Annotated in this window: 11 protein-coding genes; 4 read left to right on the top strand and 7 right to left on the bottom strand. The window is 48.1% G+C overall.

Annotated features, from left to right (window positions below):
- Nucleotides 1-4 precede the first annotated feature (4 nt).
- The 3 genes from clpB (at nucleotide 5) to IE181_RS00045 (ending at nucleotide 4,895) form a co-directional block, all read left to right on the top strand.
- Nucleotides 5-2,608: an ATP-dependent chaperone ClpB gene (gene clpB / locus IE181_RS00055; RefSeq protein ID WP_191249525.1), complete on the top strand. Its 2,604-nt coding sequence runs from the start codon at nucleotides 5-7 to the stop codon at nucleotides 2,606-2,608.
- Between the two features lie 98 nt (nucleotides 2,609-2,706).
- Nucleotides 2,707-3,054: a DUF4870 family protein gene (locus tag IE181_RS00050; RefSeq protein ID WP_191249524.1), complete on the top strand. Its 348-nt coding sequence runs from the start codon at nucleotides 2,707-2,709 to the stop codon at nucleotides 3,052-3,054.
- A 17-nt stretch (nucleotides 3,055-3,071) separates the two neighbouring features.
- Complete coding sequence (locus tag IE181_RS00045) at nucleotides 3,072-4,895, top strand: tetratricopeptide repeat protein (RefSeq protein WP_191249523.1); 1,824 nt, start codon at nucleotides 3,072-3,074, stop codon at nucleotides 4,893-4,895.
- A 6-nt stretch (nucleotides 4,896-4,901) separates the two neighbouring features.
- Here the strand turns inward: IE181_RS00045 and IE181_RS00040 are convergent, their stop codons facing one another.
- Nucleotides 4,902-5,618 carry a 2OG-Fe(II) oxygenase gene (locus IE181_RS00040; protein WP_191249522.1) on the bottom strand — a complete coding sequence of 239 codons (717 nt, stop codon included), beginning with the start codon at nucleotides 5,616-5,618 and terminating at the stop codon, nucleotides 4,902-4,904.
- A gap of 85 nt (nucleotides 5,619-5,703) precedes the next feature.
- On the opposite strand from IE181_RS00040, the gene IE181_RS00035 reads away from it, so the two are divergent.
- The gene (locus tag IE181_RS00035; protein ID WP_191249521.1) at nucleotides 5,704-7,578 is read left to right on the top strand and encodes a tetratricopeptide repeat-containing sulfotransferase family protein; all 1,875 of its coding nucleotides are present in this window, start codon (nucleotides 5,704-5,706) and stop codon (nucleotides 7,576-7,578) included.
- Between the two features lie 121 nt (nucleotides 7,579-7,699).
- Here IE181_RS00035 and IE181_RS00030 read toward each other — a convergent pair whose 3' ends face one another.
- The 6 genes from IE181_RS00030 to IE181_RS00005 all read right to left on the bottom strand — a co-directional run bounded on the left by IE181_RS00030 (nucleotide 7,700) and on the right by IE181_RS00005 (nucleotide 18,300).
- On the bottom strand, nucleotides 7,700-10,591 hold the full coding sequence (locus tag IE181_RS00030) for a TonB-dependent receptor domain-containing protein (protein WP_191249520.1): 2,892 nt from the start codon (nucleotides 10,589-10,591) through the stop codon (nucleotides 7,700-7,702).
- Nucleotides 10,592-10,945: 354 nt separating this feature from the next.
- On the bottom strand, nucleotides 10,946-12,124 hold the full coding sequence (locus IE181_RS00025; RefSeq protein WP_191249519.1) for an aspartyl/asparaginyl beta-hydroxylase domain-containing protein: 1,179 nt from the start codon (nucleotides 12,122-12,124) through the stop codon (nucleotides 10,946-10,948).
- A 38-nt stretch (nucleotides 12,125-12,162) separates the two neighbouring features.
- Nucleotides 12,163-12,696: a hypothetical protein gene (locus tag IE181_RS00020; RefSeq protein WP_191249518.1), complete on the bottom strand. Its 534-nt coding sequence runs from the start codon at nucleotides 12,694-12,696 to the stop codon at nucleotides 12,163-12,165.
- A 135-nt stretch (nucleotides 12,697-12,831) separates the two neighbouring features.
- Entirely contained in the window at nucleotides 12,832-15,792 is a 2,961-nt protein-coding gene (locus IE181_RS00015; protein WP_191249517.1) for a TonB-dependent receptor plug domain-containing protein, read from the bottom strand.
- A gap of 329 nt (nucleotides 15,793-16,121) precedes the next feature.
- Nucleotides 16,122-16,721: a hypothetical protein gene (locus tag IE181_RS00010; RefSeq protein WP_191249516.1), complete on the bottom strand. Its 600-nt coding sequence runs from the start codon at nucleotides 16,719-16,721 to the stop codon at nucleotides 16,122-16,124.
- A gap of 130 nt (nucleotides 16,722-16,851) precedes the next feature.
- On the bottom strand, nucleotides 16,852-18,300 hold the full coding sequence (locus IE181_RS00005) for a M23 family metallopeptidase (protein ID WP_191249515.1): 1,449 nt from the start codon (nucleotides 18,298-18,300) through the stop codon (nucleotides 16,852-16,854).
- Between the last annotated feature and the right edge of the window lie 742 nt (nucleotides 18,301-19,042).

Below are 19,042 nucleotides of genomic sequence, written 5' to 3'. Positions count from 1 at the left end.
ACACATGGATATTGAACGTTTCACTGACCGCAGTCGCGGGTTTATTCAAAGCGCACAATCTCTCGCTCTGCGCGAGGGCCATCAGCGCTTTACGCCAGAACACCTTTTGAAGGTGATCCTTGATGATAAAGAAGGACTGGCAGCAAATTTAATGAAAAAAGCTGGCGCAAAGCCGGATGTTGCCCTTCGGGAAACAGAAGCAGCCCTTGCCAAACTTCCAAAAGTGGAAGGGACTGGTGCAGGGCAACTGCATCTTGATCCTGTGACCGCACAGGTTTTTGCCAAGGCGGAAGAAGTAGCGGACAAAGCGAAAGACAAATACGTTACCGCAGAGCGTTTGCTGCTTGCCTTTTTGCTGACGTCTAACTGTAAGTCTGGCGACATTCTGAAATCAGCCGGCCTGAAAGCCGAAGCGCTGAACAAAGCAATTAACGAAGTCAGAAAAGGCCGTACAGCGGACACCGCATCCAGCGAAGATGCGTATGATGCGCTGAAACGCTATGCACAGGATCTGACTCAGCGTGCGCTTGACGGTAAACTTGATCCTGTCATTGGCCGGGATGAAGAAATCCGCCGTACGATTCAGGTGCTAAGCCGCCGGACTAAAAATAACCCGGTCTTGATTGGGGAGCCTGGTGTCGGTAAGACAGCCATTGCTGAAGGGTTGGCACTGCGTATCGCGAACGGTGATGTGCCGGATAGTCTGCGTAACAAGAAGATTATGGCGCTTGATATGGGGGCTTTGATCGCTGGTGCGAAATACCGCGGTGAATTTGAAGAGCGCCTTAAAGGTGTTCTGCAGGAAGTCTCGCACGGTGAAGGGGATATCATCCTCTTTATTGACGAAATGCACACCTTGGTCGGGGCCGGTAAAACAGATGGTGCGATGGATGCATCCAACCTTCTGAAACCAGCGCTTGCGCGTGGGGAACTGCACTGTATTGGTGCAACAACGCTGAATGAATACCGCAAGTATGTGGAAAAGGATGCTGCACTGGAGCGCCGTTTCCAGCCTGTAATGGTGCAGGAGCCAACGGTTGAGGACAGCATTTCCATTCTTCGCGGGTTGAAGGAAAAGTATGAATTGCACCACGGTGTCCGGATTACAGATGCCGCAATTGTTGCAGCTGCAACGCTTTCAAACCGCTATATCACGGACAGGTTCCTGCCGGATAAGGCAATTGATCTGATGGATGAGGCAGCCAGTCGCCTGCGGATGGAGACAGAATCCAAACCGGAAGAGATTGATGAACTGGACCGCCGTATCATACAGCTGAAAATCGAACGCGAAGCCCTGAAAAAGGAAAAGGATGAAGGGTCTAAGTCCCGGTTGGCTGACCTTGAAAAAGAACTGGCCGATCTGGAGCAGAAATCAACGGAACTGACTATTCGCTGGCAGTCAGAAAAAGACAAGATTGCAGGCGATAAAACCCTGAAAGAAAAGCTGGAAGCTGCCCGCGTTGAGCTGGAGCGAGCACAGCGTGAAGGGGACTATACGCGTGCAGGCGAATTACAGCACGGTGTTATTCCGGACCTGGAACAAAAATTGGAAAATGTCCTGTCTGCAGACGGGGAGCAATCATCCATGCTGCGGGAAGAAGTGACAGATCAGGATATTGCATCTGTTGTCTCTCGCTGGACAGGTGTGCCGGTTGACAAAATGCTGGAAGGCGAACGGGAAAAGCTTCTGAATATGGAAGAGGCTTTAGGCAAGCGCGTTATCGGTCAGGAAGAAGCTTTGACTGCGGTATCGCATTCTGTACGCCGTGCGCGCGCAGGACTGCAAGACCCGAACAGGCCACTGGGTAGCTTCCTGTTTCTTGGACCAACCGGTGTAGGTAAGACCGAGCTCACTAAGGCACTTGCAGCGTTTCTCTTTAATGATGATACCGCGATGGTGCGGATCGATATGTCTGAGTTTATGGAGAAACATGCGGTTGCCCGTCTGATCGGTGCGCCTCCAGGCTATGTTGGTTATGAGGAAGGTGGTGTCCTAACTGAGGCAGTGCGCAGACGCCCATATCAGGTGATACTGTTTGACGAGGTGGAAAAAGCCCATCCGGATGTCTTCAACGTGCTGTTGCAGGTTCTTGATGATGGCCGGTTGACAGATGGTCAGGGTAGAACGGTGGATTTCACCAATACTATGATCATTCTGACGTCAAATCTTGGGTCACACCTGCTTGCGGAAATGCCAGAAGGGGCAGATACGGAATCTGTTCGTGACGGTGTTATGGAAGTTGTGCGTGGTGCTTTCCGTCCCGAATTCCTGAACCGTCTTGATGAAGTGATCCTGTTCCACCGTCTTGCACGGGCGCATATGACAGGTATCGTCGATATTCAGGTTGCACGTTTGCAGAAGCTCCTGGACGACCGCAAGATTACCATTGATCTGGATGAGAGTGCGAAAACATGGCTGGCAGATGCGGGGTATGATCCGGTTTACGGTGCACGGCCTCTGAAGCGGACTGTGCAAAAATACTTGCAGGATCCGTTGGCTGATATGATTTTGCGCGGTGAGGTTGTTTCCGGAGATCATATCCAGAGCACAGCCGGGGACGGTCAGCTTCTTTTATCTGTGGCAGGTAAGGAAGAAGCCGTAGCGTAACCTTGCGTCTAAAAGTCAGAAAAGACAAAAGAAAGGGAGTAGTATTCGCTGCTCCCTTTTTGTATGATTTTTCGATATTTAGCGGGAAGGAACCGAATATGGAAAATCAGGAACTGAAAAGCCAGTGGCACATCGTCATGATTGTCTATGGTCTGTATGCGCTAGGCATTCTGACAGGGGGGCTATTTGCCCTTGTCGGTGTTATCATTGCGCATCTTAAGTCCGGTCAGGTTGACGGTGTTATCCAGTCACATCTGTCCTATCAGATACGTACTTTCTGGTACGGTATTATTGGTGCAATCGTTGGTGTTCTTACCATGATTGTTGGCATTGGTTTTTTGATCTTGTTCGCCGTGGTTGTGTGGCAGCTTATCAGAATTATAAAAGGCTTTCTGCGTGCCAATGAACGCAGCCCAATTGACGATCCAAACACGCTGTTGTTCTAGGATGGTGATGCCGTAAAATGTCATCTGCGATGGTACAATCAGTTTTGCAGCAGGGCGTCGGTGCCCTGCGTCAGGGGAACTTGGTCGTCGCAGAAAAAGCCTTTCTGAGCGCACTGTCACAAGCGCCGGATGAACCAAATGGTTTGCACTTTTTAGGGCTTGTCAGAAAGCAGCAAAACCGCCCCCTGGAAGCGGAGCAGCTTTTCCGGCAATCACTGGGACATAGCCCCCACCAGCCGCAGGTTTTAAATAACCTTGGCAACCTTTTGAAAGAACTTAGCCGATTTGACGAAGCTGTGAACTCTTATCAGGAAGCGGTGCGTCAGGACGAAAAGTTTGTAGATGCATGGTTCAATATGGGGTTGGCATTGCAGGCTCAAAGCGATCATACCGCTGCCATTCAGTCATTTGACCGCGCGATTGCTTTGTCGCCGTCGCTTCCTAAGTTTTATACAGCGAAGGGTGTGTCGCTGAAGGCAGTAGACCGTCTTGAAGAAGCTGTGACCTGTTATGATCAGGCAATTGCGCTTGATCCGTCTAACTTTCGTGCCTGGCATAACAAAGGAGTTACGCTGCGGCTATTGCAAAAAACCGAGGCTGCACTGGAGTGTTACACAACTATACTTGATGCTGGAAAACGTATACCGGAACTGAGATTCAATAATGCCTGTGCGCTGTATGATGCAGGACGAACCGAGGAAGCTGACGAAGAACTGCGTATAGCAATTGGCCTGAACCCGGGGTATCTGATGGCGCATGAAGCACTGAATAAGCTATATTGGGAACACGGACAGAACGAAAAGTTTGGTAAGTCTTATGAGATGTGCATCAAGGCCGACCCAAAGAATGTCCATTTGCGTACTGCTTTCGCCAATCAGCTGAATATGGCGGAACGCAGGGAAGAAGCACAATCCGTTCTTGAGACTGCGATTGCCGAGCTTGGTGATGCGTCCGGGTTTTATCACGGGCTGGGAATTATTGCTGAGCGTCAGGGCGAGAAAGATTTAGCCATGGAGCATTTCCGCCGGGCTATTGATCTGGAGCCTGACGTTGGCAGATACCGACTTGATCTGGCGGCCCATCTGATTGAGCGCGAAGACTATAAGGAAGCGGAAAGCCATATCGCCGTGGCGGAAATGGCTGACCCGCTGGATCAGGAAATGTGGGCCTTCAAGGGGCTGGTCTGGCGATTTACCGGGGATGACAGGGCTGCATGGTTAAATAATTATGATGCCTTTGTACAGGCATCGGTTCTTGATACGCCCGAAGGCTATGACTGTGCAGACCATTTCTGGTCCGAGCTTCGGTCGGCGCTTGTCCAAATGCACACAACAGAAAGAAACCCGCTGGATCAAAGCCTGCGAGGTGGGACACAGACGCCTGGGCGGTTACTTTTTCAGGATATTCAGGTTATTCAGGATTACCGAAAGGTACTTGAGAAGCGTATCCAGGAGTATATACGTTCACTGCCGGATGATCCTACGCACCCGTTTCTATCCCGTAAGACAGATGGATTCCGTTTCACAGGTAGCTGGTCTGTCAGGCTGAAAAGCGAAGGGTTTCATGTGAACCATGTTCACCCGCAAGGCTGGCTGTCAGGTCCGACCTATATTGAGGTGCCGTCCGTCATTCGTAAGGATGACCCAAACAAGGCAGGATGGGTCAAATTTGGCGAAACCGGTTTGGATTTGGGTGACGAACGCCAACATGTAGCAAAGGCAGTTTGCCCGGAGGTGGGCTTGTGTGCTCTATTCCCGTCTTACACATGGCACGGTACATATCCCTTCACATCCAAAGAATATCGTATGACGACACCGTGCGATGTATCCCCGCTGGCGTAGAGACAGTTAACCGTAGCGGAACCACCCCGTTAGGGCATATCGCTGACCAGTAGCATAGTTGGCAACATAGCTAACGCTGTGATCCTGTGGGACCGTAAAGATATTGAGGGTGTTGAACCGCGGCAAAAAGGCTTGTTCAATATCGCCGCTTTTATCATAGAACTGCAGATACCCGCCCCAGTCTTTATCCCATTTGGGGGTTAGATTAAGAACAAAGGCGGCTACTCGTTTTTCCTCTACCACATCGTCTGTGTGATATTTCAGAAATTGCCCGGGGCCATAGCGGGTTGCCTGACTATCCCCTTTTGTGATGTCCTTTCTGCCTGTCAGCGTTCTGATGAAATCCAGCATCGGTTGGTCATTCAGAAACTCCAGATAGCGATCAAGCAGGGGGACTTGTCCCCATTTTTGCAAGTAAGCATCGAGTATAGGGTAACAATTATAGGCATACTGAAAGCCATTTTGTGCCCCCTTATACAGTCGCTGTAACAGAACATTCTGGTCAGCGGGGCTCATTTTTGTCAGTTCTTCAGCACGTTTGTATTTAGGGCCGTCATCCTGATAGGCGAAACCCCATGGTACTTGATTGGCAAGGCAGTGGTACAAATGCTGTGCGGACTCTTCTGTTAAGAAGTTTTGTATCTGTAATCTCTTGCTTGTTGCATAAGATGGGGCAAGCCCAGCAGCATTTAATTCAGGATTGATTGCAAAATGTTGGTCCAAGTTTCTACCCCATTTCAGTCTATATTCTTTTGTAACTTACACGCGGTGCATGTAAAAGTAGTTATTAGATTTATGGGGATTTGATGTGCAGTATCTAGAGCAGGCTTTCAGGTTTCATGACGCAGGAAAACTGGATGATGCCAAAATAGCTTACGATGCCGTTCTTCACGAACAGGCAGAAAATGTTGATGCACTGTACGGTCTTGGCACAATTGCGTTGCAGCGCAAAGAATATGACACGGCAAAATCGTTTCTGGAAAAGGCAAGGGCGGGGGCCCCAAATTCACCCGAAATCTTGGTCAACCTTGCATCAGCCTACCGACAGTTAGGACTGACAAAACAGGCGATTGATGGTTTTGCCAGAGCGGTGGAGCTGGCAAGGGGGCATACGGCACTGACCCTTATGGCGGCTACAGAACTTTTGAAACTGCATGAACCGCATAAGGCTATACAGGCAGTGGCATCCCTTGATCAATCTGATCCAAAGGTGGTCATTCATCTCGCCCGTTCCCATGCGGCACTTGGAAGCTGGGGAACTGCACTTGATGCCCTGATGGCCGTGACAAAACACATTAAAGATGACCCCGCCGTCTGGCGCGAACTGGCCCAAGCAGCCGGCTATCTGCGAAAGTACGATTTAGCAGTTGAAGCCTTTCATACCTATATGAAGCTAAAACCATATGATGTCGCTGATACGCTTGCGCTTGCTGATTTATATTTGATGGGGCGAATGCATCACGAAGCAACGGCGACTATAGAAAAGGCGCTGGCAGAAGGAGAAACCTCGGCAGTTGCTTACACCATCGCAGCAAAGTGTGCACGGCTAAGCGGCGACTATGCGCTGGCAAAACAGTATCTGCGGTCTGCGTTGTGTCAGAAAAGGTACCACGGCCAGGCTTGGCAATATTTGGCAGATCTGGCAGACGAGGATGATTTATCAGCACTGATTCAAGATTGTGACGAACAGCTTTCTATAGGGCAGGGCCAGATATACGACAGATCATTAATGGCGTTTTCTCTGGGGAGAATGCAGGAACGGCAGAAGGATTACACGGCTGCGGCTAAGACCTTTCTGCTGGCGAATGCCCTGCAAAAAGAGGATCTGAGCGCCAAAGGGGTTGTATATGACCCAGAGGCGACAGAGATATATTACGAGCGCTTACGGCGATATTTTCCGCCTATAGGCGACTATAGCACTGCGGCAAGGCCCGACAGTGATGGCAAGGGGCAAGCTGATCGTACTTTCACGCCAATTTTTATCCTGGGGATGCCGCGATCAGGCACTACGCTTGTTGAAAAAATTCTTGGTGGCGATGAGGCGGTCACGATGGGGGGAGAGCTTGAAACCATGGAAATGGTTGCCGCCAGCTATTTTTGGGATGTGGAACGCGGGAAACGTCCGCAACCAAGACAAATGCATCCCGCGGACTGGGCAGTGCTGGCAAAAGAATACCGGGCGTCTATCCCCTGCAGCACACCGTTTATAACGGATAAAATGCCGCATAACTTTCGACATGCTGCCCTGATCTCACAGACATTTCCGGATAGTCCTATTATCTATATGCGCCGTGACCCACGGGATGTTTGCCAGTCTATCTTCAGCCGTCAATTCCCGGATGGTCATCCTTACTCCTGTGATCAGGAATGGCTTGCTCATATGTATCACCAAAGTGTTCTTTTGATGGAGCATTGGAAAGAGGTCTGCCCAACACGCATTATGGACGTCTCATATGAACAGCTTGCCAAAAATCCAGAACAAGAGGCACGCAGAATTGTCGCTTTTTGTGGCCTGGAATGGTCTGATAGCATGCTTGATTTTCACACAAGAAATGACACCAGCTTCACTTTCAGCGAACTGCAGGTCAGGCAACCCATTAATGTCAAGGGGATAGGGCGTTGGCGTCATTATCAAACAGAACTGGTCCCCCTTTTGACTGCTCTGGATCATTACGGCCTTTAAGCCATCCGGCGCGTAAGCCTAACAGTCAAATATATCATATTGTAAGGGGTTGACGACCTGCAGTGAATAAAAAAAGCGGGCTACATGAGCCCGCTTTCTGTGTTTTGTATCTGACTTCAGATTAGAAGCGTACTTTACCGCCGAGGAAGATACGCATGCCGATAGCATCGTATGTCTCTGGGTATGTGTTCGCCTGTGACTGATCAGTACCAAGGAACTGTGGCTTAGTGTTCAGAAGGTTACGAACACCACCGTACAGCTGAAGTGTCTCATTGACATCATATGTACCAGACAGGTCAAAGTATGACTTGGACTTCAGTTTTGGTATAGAATAGCCAGCTGGGTCATCACCGTTGATGATTGCATCAACTTTAGATGAGCCAATCCAGCGCCAGTTCAATGACAGTGACATTGGGCCATTCGTCATTGTAGAACGCAGGTTAAAGCGGAACTCTGGATCTGGTTCACCACAAGTCTCACCGAATGTGTTGCCACACTCAACAACATCTTCTGCGAGCTCGCCTTCATTAGTAGCGATGAAGGAGTTTTCCATCACGTGCGTACCGATGAAGTTAAAGTCAAGTGTTGAACCGCCATCGAAGAAGCCCCACTCTACATCTGTAGAATAGTTCATCTGGAGGTCGATACCTTCAGTTTTCAGAGCACCTATGTTAGCGTTCAGAACTTTTACATTGTCAACGTTACCGTCTGCACGACGAGTGATCGCCTGACAGAACGGGCTGTTAACGTCTTGAACAACATTGTAGCAAACGTCCAGTACATTGTTCACGCCGCCACCAAGTACAAAGATCGCATCAGTGATGTCGATTTTGTAATAGTCGATAGTAGCAGTGAAGCCTGGAAGTGCTTCTGGAGTGAATACTGCACCGAATGTCCAGGTATCAGAAGTTTCTTCCTGAAGATCAGGGTTACCACCGAACAGACCTTCGATCTGTGCGTTTGCCTGACCGAATACGCCAAACAGACCAGCGCCAACACCTGTTGCTTCACAAAGTGACTTCAATGATGCATCAGGAGCTACGCCTTCGCTTGTAACCGCACATGGGTCAGTCGCGCCAGGGAAGCCATTAGACAGGCCACCGAAGAGCTCGTTCACGTTAGGTGCACGAACCGCACGCTGGTAGTTTGCACGGAATGAAATATCAGCAATTGGAGCCCATGTCAGACCCGCTGCGTAGGACCATACGGAACCTGCAGTGGAATAGTCTGAGTAACGAGCAGCCAAAGATGCTTCAAGAGATTCCGCACCGGCAACATCGCTAAGAAGTGGCAGAGCCAACTCACCAAAGATGTCGTAAACGTCATAGCTACCAGCTGTGTTCTGGCCAGAGTTAAAGCCAAGAACATCACCAGATGCCAGGAATTCGTCGTTACGGTTATCAGAGCTGTCTGTACGGTATTCAACACCAAGTGCCAGACCAACATCACCTGCACCAGTCCAGTCACCCAATGAGCCTGAAACGAAACCTTGCACATTTTGTGTAGTGATAGAAGTTACGTTCGCAGCACCAACATTGACGAAGTCGATAGCTTCCTGAGAAATGTTACCGGCACCCCAGATATTGAGAGGCACACAGCCACCAGATGGGTCCTGACACGCAGTACCATCATCAGTCACAGCAATCGCTTGGATGAAACGAGATGCAGCAACGTCATTGTTTAGCAGGTTTGTATAGTCAACGCGTGCATAAGAATATGAAACATCATAGTTCCAACCTTCTGCAACTTCACCGTCAAAACCAACGAGAACACGGAAGCCATTACGAGTATCCAGTGACTGACGCGGGCCGTTTTCAACCATGCGGCGGCCAACAAATACTACAGCGTTGTCGTCACCGTCGACTACACCATCACCGTTTGTATCAGAACGGATTGCATCAAATGCAGCTTGCGCATCAGGCGCGAAGAATGGTGAATCAGGGTTTACTTCAACAGTAGTAAAGGCAGGCGTAGGAGCGAGTTCCTGTGGCACGCGGTTGTGCACGAACATTGCTTCAGTATATGCGCGTACATTATCGTTGATTTGATAATGTGCCGTCGAAGACGCCATCCAGCGTTCCTGTGGAAGCTGTAGATAGTTGTCTGGTGCATAGTTAAAGCGTGTGTTGTTTGGACCAGAGTTAACCCATGGAATCAGGCTTCCGTCTGGTGCAAAGATTGTGCTCAGTACGCCAGAGCCGAATACGTGTGCTTCTGGAACACCAGAAGAACCACCGGCACAAAGGCCTTCACCAACGCCGAATTCATTGCGCGGATCATCGTTGTCACAGTCTTCAAGAGCGAAAGTAGTGAACTTGCGGTCGCCTTGGAACAGTGGCTTACGTTTCACGTAACCAAGATACAAAGTAGCATTACCTTTGCCATCAGCAAAGTTACCGCCCATTGTCATGTCGATGTTGTATTTCTCAGCATCACCGTGTGACGTAGTGTCATACTGTGCACCAACTTCCATACCTTCAAAATCATCTTTCATGATGAAGTTAACAACGCCTGAAAGTGCGTCGGAACCATATACTGCGGATGCACCGCCGGTCACAACTTCAACACGCTCGATGAGAGTGGATGGAATGGTGTTCAGGTCAACTACGCCCGACTGGTTTGACTGGAGATAACGACGACCGTTTACCAGTACCAGCGTACGCTGTGTACCCAAGCCACGCAGGTTAACAGTTGCTGTACCGTTACCTGGGTTGTTTGAAGAACCACCGAAGCCAGGGATAGTCTGTGGCAGTGTTGCAAGAACCTGCTCAACGTTCTGAGCACCAGTCAACTGGAACTCTTCAGCACCAACAGTTGATACTGGTGAAGGAGCGGTCAGGTCACGACGCATAATGCGTGAACCGGTTACAACTACTTCTTCAAACTCTGTTGATTCATCAGCGTCTTGTGCTGATACAGGAGTGACACCCAGGCCCAGCGCGAAGCTGGCAACGAGGGTTGCCGTACTACCCAATAGGGCTGCACGACGCAGTCTAGTAGAATGTGTAGACACTCTGCGTTTCCTCTTCTTAATCTTATATGTTCTAAGCACTCGAATGCACGGACGTTGCCGTACGTTTGCGAAATTTTCTTTCGCTAAGCCGACATTGCCGAACTGATTTGTAAGATAACAGTAAACTTTTTAGTTTCTGCTGTTACTGAATGAGTATTTACATCGGGTGTGTGGGATATATGTCACAAGTTTATGCTGCTACTATAGTTAATAAGTAGTAAAAACTGTTTAGCTGCCTATGTTTAAGCGACATAGGTGCAATTTTTAAACTTTAGAGTAAGTTCAGGGGGGCGGAGTCGTCAATAAAGTTCATTTTATAGATGATTCCATAGTGGTGTGCTTTTTGGGTTACGTTCAGTTTTGGCGGTGATTATGATACTCGTCCACACTCATTAGAAGCTTGGAGACCAGTTCTCTTTCGGTAGTTGATAGTTCCGGTTTCCAGATTTCAAATAATAAAATATACCTGTCCTGAGAACTATTATTCCATGCTTCATGGTCGATCGTGTCATCGAATAACCATACCTTACCGACTTCCCATTCACGCGTGTCATGTCCAACTCTGAAACCGCACTCTGGCGGGATGATTAGAGGTAAGTGGCCAATCAGCCTGGTATTTACCATGCCTGTATGCGGCGGAATCTTGGCACCAGGCCTCAGCCTGGAAAACAACACATTTGGTGCCCTGCCGGTAATTTTTGGCAAGGGGACCTTCTGTAAGGCATCCATTGTTTTGGGGCACAAAGCGGCATTTTTCTCTACGATATTGCCATCTTTATAAAGATAGAAGGCTGCCCATCCGTCATTATCAGCAAGACCGTGGGGATCAGATTGCGGGCGATTGTCTTTTCTTGTCAGATAGGGGCTGAAGTCAGCAGAGTTCTCAATCGCATTTTCTAACTCGTGCAATATATCAGTGGTCGCCGCTTCCAGCTCAGATACCCAATCAAAATCAGAAACTTCATAAAACTCTTTGTTTGGGAGTTCAGGAAAGAAATAGGTTTTCGGTTGTTGGAAATAGGGCTGCTTTTTGCCAATCATATATTCGATGGACCGGGAGATTCGCTTGCCTGCGTCCCCTGTTTCATCTGCCTTTTTCTTTATGCCGTTCACAAGATAGTCTTCAAAAGCTGTCGTAAGCTCAGTGAAGCGTGTTTGGGCGCGGTCGAGTTCGGCCTGCAGGTCAGGAGATGTGTTTTTCGGATCAGGGGCTACATTCATTGCTTTCAAATAAAAAGCAGTGGCAGCCTGAAAGTCTTCATCATTATAGAAAGAATCTGCTTTCAGAACATATGCCCGAGGATTTCTAGGCTCCAGTGCCAAAGACTTATCAACGGCTTCTGCACATCCGCTTCTGTCATCCATGTCACGACATGCATATGCAATTGCCATCCAGATAGATGCATTTTCAGTGCCGTTATCTATCAGCTTTTTAAAAGCAGCATGTGCTTCCTGTGGCCTTTTATCTTGTAAGGCTTTCATGCCCTCCTGAACTAGAGCATTTGGATTATATGCACCTGAAGTTTGTTGCATGACTTTTCCAGTATAATAATGAAATGATGATACTTCGTTTATTTTAGCCTTGAGACACGTACTGACCGTCCTTTGACACGTAAGGAAAAACTACCAAGCATTTTGCGGGTAATTTCGACTTTTGCACCATCGAGTTTTTTGGGAAGTCTTACGCTACCGGTGTCTGCTGGTAATTGTCGCCATACCTGACCGTTTTCCAGAATGAAGAAGTATTGACCCGTGCTGTTCTTGCCAGCTTCTACGATAGTAGAGGAAATCTTCTTAAGTTCGGCTTCCTCTTCTTTTTTCCTCACCTCTTCAGTTTTCTTAATGCTCTGTACACCGAAGGCGTCCTCTTTTTCTTGTTGGGTCGGTTTTTTAGAGGAAGAGGGACTTAATTCTTGCGTTCCTGAAAAGAGATTAGATGTAGGTGCTTCCAACTGGTCAAAGCAGGCAAGACGGTCATCATGATCCTTGATAGCTTTACAGGCATTAAACTGTTGAACAAAGTTTTGGCCAGTTTGTTCTGCAGCATTCACAGACAGTGTGGTGCAAAAAGATACTAAGGCGATGGTGTATATGGTCTTTTTCATGATTTCCCCACATGTTTAATCAGAAGGCTCAAATATAGTGGTAGCTTACAAAAGTTTATGTTGCTGCAAAAGAAAAAGCTACAGGCCCGAAAGCCTGTAGCCGTATATTTTTACCGTTAAGTATTCTCTGTCGACTTAGAAGTCAGCAGTGAAACCTACGAATGCATAGCGCATATCAACGTCATACAGACCTGGGTATGTGTTACCAGTACCAAGACCCGCAGGAAGTGATGAAGTCACAGGAGGACGGGTACCAAGAATATTGTTGATACCAGCGCGGATGCTAACGCCTTCCATGATTTCTTTATTCACTGCAATGTCGAAGTAGTTGATTGTCTTCATCTCAGCATTCTGGCTTGTGGAATCATCAGGCGCACCAAATAGTTTGGTTTTGCCAATCTGACGCCATGAGAAGTTCACGCCAATACCGCCATCAGTCGTCCAAGTTGCCAGCATACGGTGGCCGTATTCTGGACGTGGAATTAGACATTCACCAGAATAGTATCCAGCACACTGGTAAGCAGGCTCACCAGGCAGGGCTACTACTTTATAGTTCATGATGTAGCTTGCTACATATGACAGGTTCATCGTACCCCAACCCTCAGGAAGGTCGAAGTTGTAACCTAGGTTAATGTCAAGACCGTCTGTCTTGATGGAACCAGTGTTGATGTTGGTTGCAAGTACGTAAGACGTGTCGCCGTTCACCCACAGGCCACCACCAGCGTCACGCTGGATAAGTGAACAATAGAATGGGTCACCTTCCAGAGAACACTTAGAGAGCGACAGGTTAGCAGGGATCGTACCGATGAAGTCTTTAACTTTAATGTTAAAGTAATCAACAGAGATGTTCAGGCCATCAATGGCGGATGGAGTGAAGACAGCGCCAAGAGTATAAGTCTTGGATTTCTCAACTTCCAGATTTGGGTTACCACCAGTAATGCTGTTGAACTGACCTGCTGGGTTATCAGATACGTTACCGTACTGAGATGCAGTTACACCCTGAAGGGCACACTGTGCCTGAGTGTACTGTGGGGTTGAGCCCGCACATGGGTCAAATACACCATCGCCGTCTGGATCAGTCAGGTCAAACAGTGACTCGTCCTGAGACAAATACAGTTCGAAAATGTTTGGTGCACGAACTGCCTGCTGAACCTGGGCACGGATACGAACATCAGATACTGGCTGCCACGTCAGACCAAGAGCCCAAGTATTGGACGTACCAGTAGTGTTGTAATCAGACCAACGGAATGCTGCAGTAGCAGAAAGCTCTTCTGCGAATTCTGCGCCCTGGATGAGAGGGATTGCAAGCTCACCGAAGAATTCTGCCACTGTAACAGTTTCAGAAATTGCTTCGATACCACCGGAACCTGACATCAGATCGTTCAGAACGAAGTCATCTGCATTACGTTCCAGGTGATCGCTACGATATTCCAGACCACCTACAAACTGTACGCCGTCTTCTGCCCATGGAAGTGAAACGCCATACTGACCCAGATCGCCAGTGAAAGTAGCATTCACGATTTTCTGAACCACACGACCTTCGCGGAAAGTTGGTACAGAGATGTAATTCAGAGCTTCCTGAGTTACTCCGTCAGGCTGGAAAATATTCCACGGCACACAAAGCGGGTCAGAACCGTCCAGAACAGACTTACAAACTGCTTCGCCTGTTACAGGATCAGTGCCAACGAGAAGGGCTTTCTGCATACGTGGTACGATCAACTCGTTGCCCATCATGCGACCGTTTTTCACTTTGGCAAACTGACCATTAACATCATATGTCCAGGCGTCATTCAGGTCACCACGGAAACCACCTGTGATACGGAATGTATCATTGTAGTTGTCCATTTGACGAGGGCCGCCTTCAACATTACGTTTACCAACAAAGGCAGTTGCAATGTCATCACCGCTCAAACCGTTCTTTGTACAAATCTCTTCAACCATCAGGTCAGAAAGGAATGGGTTGTCACAGTTTAGCTGACTTGGGTTAAAGAAGGAACCTGATGGACCAACCTGACCCTGTGTCGTGTTGCTTGTGTATGAGAAGTCCAGGTACAGTTCAACATTGTCAGACAAATCATAGTGAGAGAACACTGTCAGTGCGAAGCGCTCAGATGGCGCACGTGTACGCTGTGTAGCTGCAAAGTTAAATGTATCGTTTGGTGAGCCAGAACCCTGGTAGTTACGGCTTTCGCCAGTAGTTGGGTCAAATGGGATCAGGTCAAACTGGTTAGTGTTTGCCAGACCAAATGATGCGAAACGCGCAGGGCTGGTTGTAGAAGAACCCAGACAGTAGTACTCTGGATCACCGCCGCCGAACGCGCAAGCCGCGTAGTCACGATCACTTTGGCGAATTTCATTTGCTTCACGATAGTTAAAGGCAACAGTTACGTTACCGCGACCATCTGCAGTGTTAGCACCCAAGATAAGATCTGTAGACCAAGTGAAGCCGTCAAATTTAGAACCTGGAACAGGCTGGTCACCACCTTCTAGAATTGCCTTGAAACGGTCGCTATCGTTATCAGCCTGGTTGATGCTCATCTGACCATCAATGGAGATACCTTCAAAGTCGCGCTTCATGATGAAGTTAACAACGCCGGCAACCGCATCAGCACCGTAAACTGCGGACGCACCACCAGTCAGGATGTCAACGCGCTGAACCAGCATTGATGGGATTGAGTTCAGGTCAGCTGCTGTAGCGTTCGCCTGACCGTATGGAAGACGACGACCGTCAACAAGAACAAGCGTTCTTTCTGGTCCGAGGCCACGAAGGTCAACTTTTGCTGTACCGTCACCATAGAAGTCACCATCACCAACAGCCGCAACTGTCTGTGGAAGTGTTGTCAGCATGTCTTCAATCTGCGTGTTACCACGGATTGCGATTTCTGCTGCGCCAACTGTCGTCACCGGGCTAGGTGAAGAAATGTTAGCATTTTTAATACGAGAACCTGTTACTACAACTTCCTCGAACTCAGTCGATTCGTCGGCGTCTTGCGCGGAAACAGGCGTTACCCCCAGTCCCAGTGCGAAACTAGCAGCAACAGCAGCCGTACTTCCCATAAGGGCAGCACGACGGAGTTTCTTGCTCGTGTTTGTCACTCTGATTTCCTTTCCAAAAGTTAATCCCTACACCAAAAGAGTAGGTTGTACGGTACTGAACTTTTTTACTAGTTCGTTGATACCGTTCTGAATTTCTAAACAAATTAAACAGTTAGGGGAAATGGTAGATTAATGGTTTAAATTAGCTAACGAACACATTAAATCAAAGGTGTGTGAAATATATCACAAGTTTGTTACGCATGGCGTGAAAGAATATAACATTTGTCCGATATGAGGCGTGTTTTAATAAACTTTAGACATAAAAAAAGAGCAACCTAAAGGCTGCTCTTACCAGTATTTCATAATTAGGTAGAGAAATGCAGAATAGGTTAGATAATCCGTTTAACCCGGATTACTTTGCCGGACAGTTCAATTGTCATTAAATATCCACCCATGCGGGTCTTTTTAATTTTGACCTTCATGCCGGGTACGATTCGTCCAGGACGATTGCCGTCCACCTGTTGCCAGACCTGGCTGTTCTTAAGCATAAGAACGATGCCGCCAACTTTAGGCTTGTGAATGCGCAGTATCTCGTCTTCGATCAGGTCGACCGTGCGAACTTCTGCGTCGGCTCTGCCAAATTCTTCTTTCTTTTGTGCTTCAAGTGCTTTGGCTTTTGCTTCAGCTTCTGCTTTCAGTCGCTGTTCAGCGTCCCTCGCGGCTTTGGCTTCTGCTCGCAAACGTTCTGCCTCTTTTTGAATATGTGCAGAATTATCAAGAACCTTCTGGGTCTTCTTGAAATCAAATGTCTTTGCGGCAGCATCAAAACAAGCCAGCCGTTCCAAATCGCTTTCTACGCTAACGCACATTTCAAATGCTTTTAGATTTGGTGCTGCGTTATCCTGGGTGTTACCTGTGGCGGATACAGCGAACACTGTGGCCAAGCAGGCAGTCATATTTATGATGGTGCACCGTGATAATATCTGCATTGTTTAATGGCTCCCTCGGGCAAGCAACGATTTCAGTTTCTATAGTCAGCTGTGCTGATGTATTTTTTAGATTATGTAATCAGGGCAGCACCTGTAATCAGCAGTTCTGCCCGGGATGATGCACGGCTTATCAGTTATCTCCGATTGCAGTCCGTGATGTACTTCGGCCTGCTGGCTCCAGTGACGCCAGTATACTGTATGCTTCGCGTGTCTGACCAATTTGCGCAATAAGTGTGTCTCGCTGAGCCTGAAAGATATTCAAATCATCGCCTTGCAATTTGCGCCCTGACGGCAGTTTCAAGCTCATGGGATTGACGGACTTGCCATTATAATACACCTCATAGTGCAGGTGGGCGCCGGTTACCCGTCCGGTCGCACCAGAGTAGCCGATTATCTGACCCTGTTTGACGCGTCGACCCTTTTTACTGCCTTTGCCAAATTTGCTTAGATGTGCGTAGGCCGTCTGATAGTTACCGTTATGACGAATACGAATATAATTGCCGTAACTGCCGTATCTGTTGGCGCGTTCGATCACGCCGTCGCCAGCTGCCATGATTGGTGTGCCTGTGTATGCACGAAAGTCCACCCCCTTATGCATGCGGGTGTAGCCAAGAACGGGATGCTTTCGTTTGCCGTATGAAGATGTCATGACAGCTTTGTCCACAGGCGTTTTCATTAAGGCACGCCGTGTGCTGTTCCCTTCGGCATCAAAATAATCGCTGCCTTCAGAATCACTATAAAGGGTTCCTTCAAGTTCTCGCTTCTGCATACCCAGATTAATCCGCAGAATTTTCCCTTCTTCAATGTCATCAAATTCTGGTGCATACCGTCTGGTATAATAGACACTATATGTATCACCGGTTCTGATTTCGCGCTCAAAGTCGACATCAAAGCTTAGAAGGCGGATCGCATTCACGATGACAGGGGCTGGCAGTCCCTCTTTTTGTGCTGATATATAAAGACTGTCTTCAATGGTGCCTTCAACGAGGTTTGTCAGCTGGATCGTTTTAATATCTTCTTCGCTAGGCTGATAGGCTTCACCAGTTCGTTTGACAGTTGCTTCCTTATCAAAGGCTGTGCGCAGACGTAGCTCTTCGATTGTTTTCCCGTCTGTATTGGCTTCTTGCAACAGTTTGATTCGTATTTCCTGGCCTGGTCTGATGCGTCTCATGTCTGCAACAGAGGAAAGTTCTGCAACTGCCCGGTGAGCTGACTGCGAATTCACATCCTGACGTAATAGTGCCTCTATAAGAGTTTCACCCGAACGTAGACTTAGCGAGAGGAGGGAGGGTTCTTCAGGTTTCGTCTTATCTATCTCCGACGCCTGTGCAGTTTCTGCCATGATCGGTGCGGCTGGTGTTTCACTCTGGAGCGATTCAGAGGCCGCTTCAAACGCGCCGGTCTGATACAGAAAAACAGCTGTGATGCCGACAAGTGCTAAAATACCGAACCCTGCGGGCGACTCGCTCGCTTTAATAACTGTCTTTAACAGTTTTTTGGGCTGCATGAGAGACAGCAGTGAAGAATGTGAAGATTTTTCGTGTGCCTGAATTGCATCTTTCGAAGGATCGATTCTCAAAACTCTGGGTCCCTGATTCAGTTATTGAGTGGCCGTACTGGCGGTGTAGATTCATTATATATATACCACTGCGCGTGGATGCAAATATAATCCGTCAGATACCATGTTCAATTCCCTTTGATGCAAAGCCTAGGGTTTGCAAGGGTTTTAGCGGCGCAGGGCAAAAAAATGCATTTTCTTGCAAAAAAGCGCTTGCGTTTTCCCGGCCCTGTCACTAAAAACCGCTTCACCGACGGGGCGCGCTGCTCTGCCTGACACACCAGTCACTGACTGTTACTCAGACAAGAATGCTGCTTCGTCACACTAGATCTAAAGTTCAAATTTGAACTTGACATGGTGGTGTTAATCACCATATACAGATCGCCCCGCCGCACGCTGACGAAAGTCCGGTCCGGCAACAGCCTGATAGCAGAAAGTCAGTTTTAAACTGGGGTTCCGGTTCAGGAAAGTTTTTGATCTTTGACAGAGTAGATATGGAAGGGAGATGAGGACGGTAGTCTGTTTTGACTACTATTTCTTATCTCTAACATGCTTCGCTTGTTTTTAAGCGAGTGAAGTTATTTTGATATATGTTCACGCATATATCAGTCAGTTAATTCTTGAGCTTCTGTGCTTTGGCACAGATGTTGGAAGATTTTCTGGTTGTGTGAAGGAATAGTGGTTTTTTATGGAGCCATTATTGGTTTCCTGACATTCAACTTGAGAGTTTGATCCTGGCTCAGAACGAACGCTGGCGGCAGGC

It is taken from the genome of Kordiimonas sediminis (genome assembly GCF_014656395.1).
In the GTDB taxonomy this organism is placed as follows: Bacteria; Pseudomonadota; Alphaproteobacteria; order Sphingomonadales; family Kordiimonadaceae; genus Kordiimonas_A; species Kordiimonas_A sediminis.
This window is presented reverse-complemented; position numbering and strand designations above follow the sequence as displayed.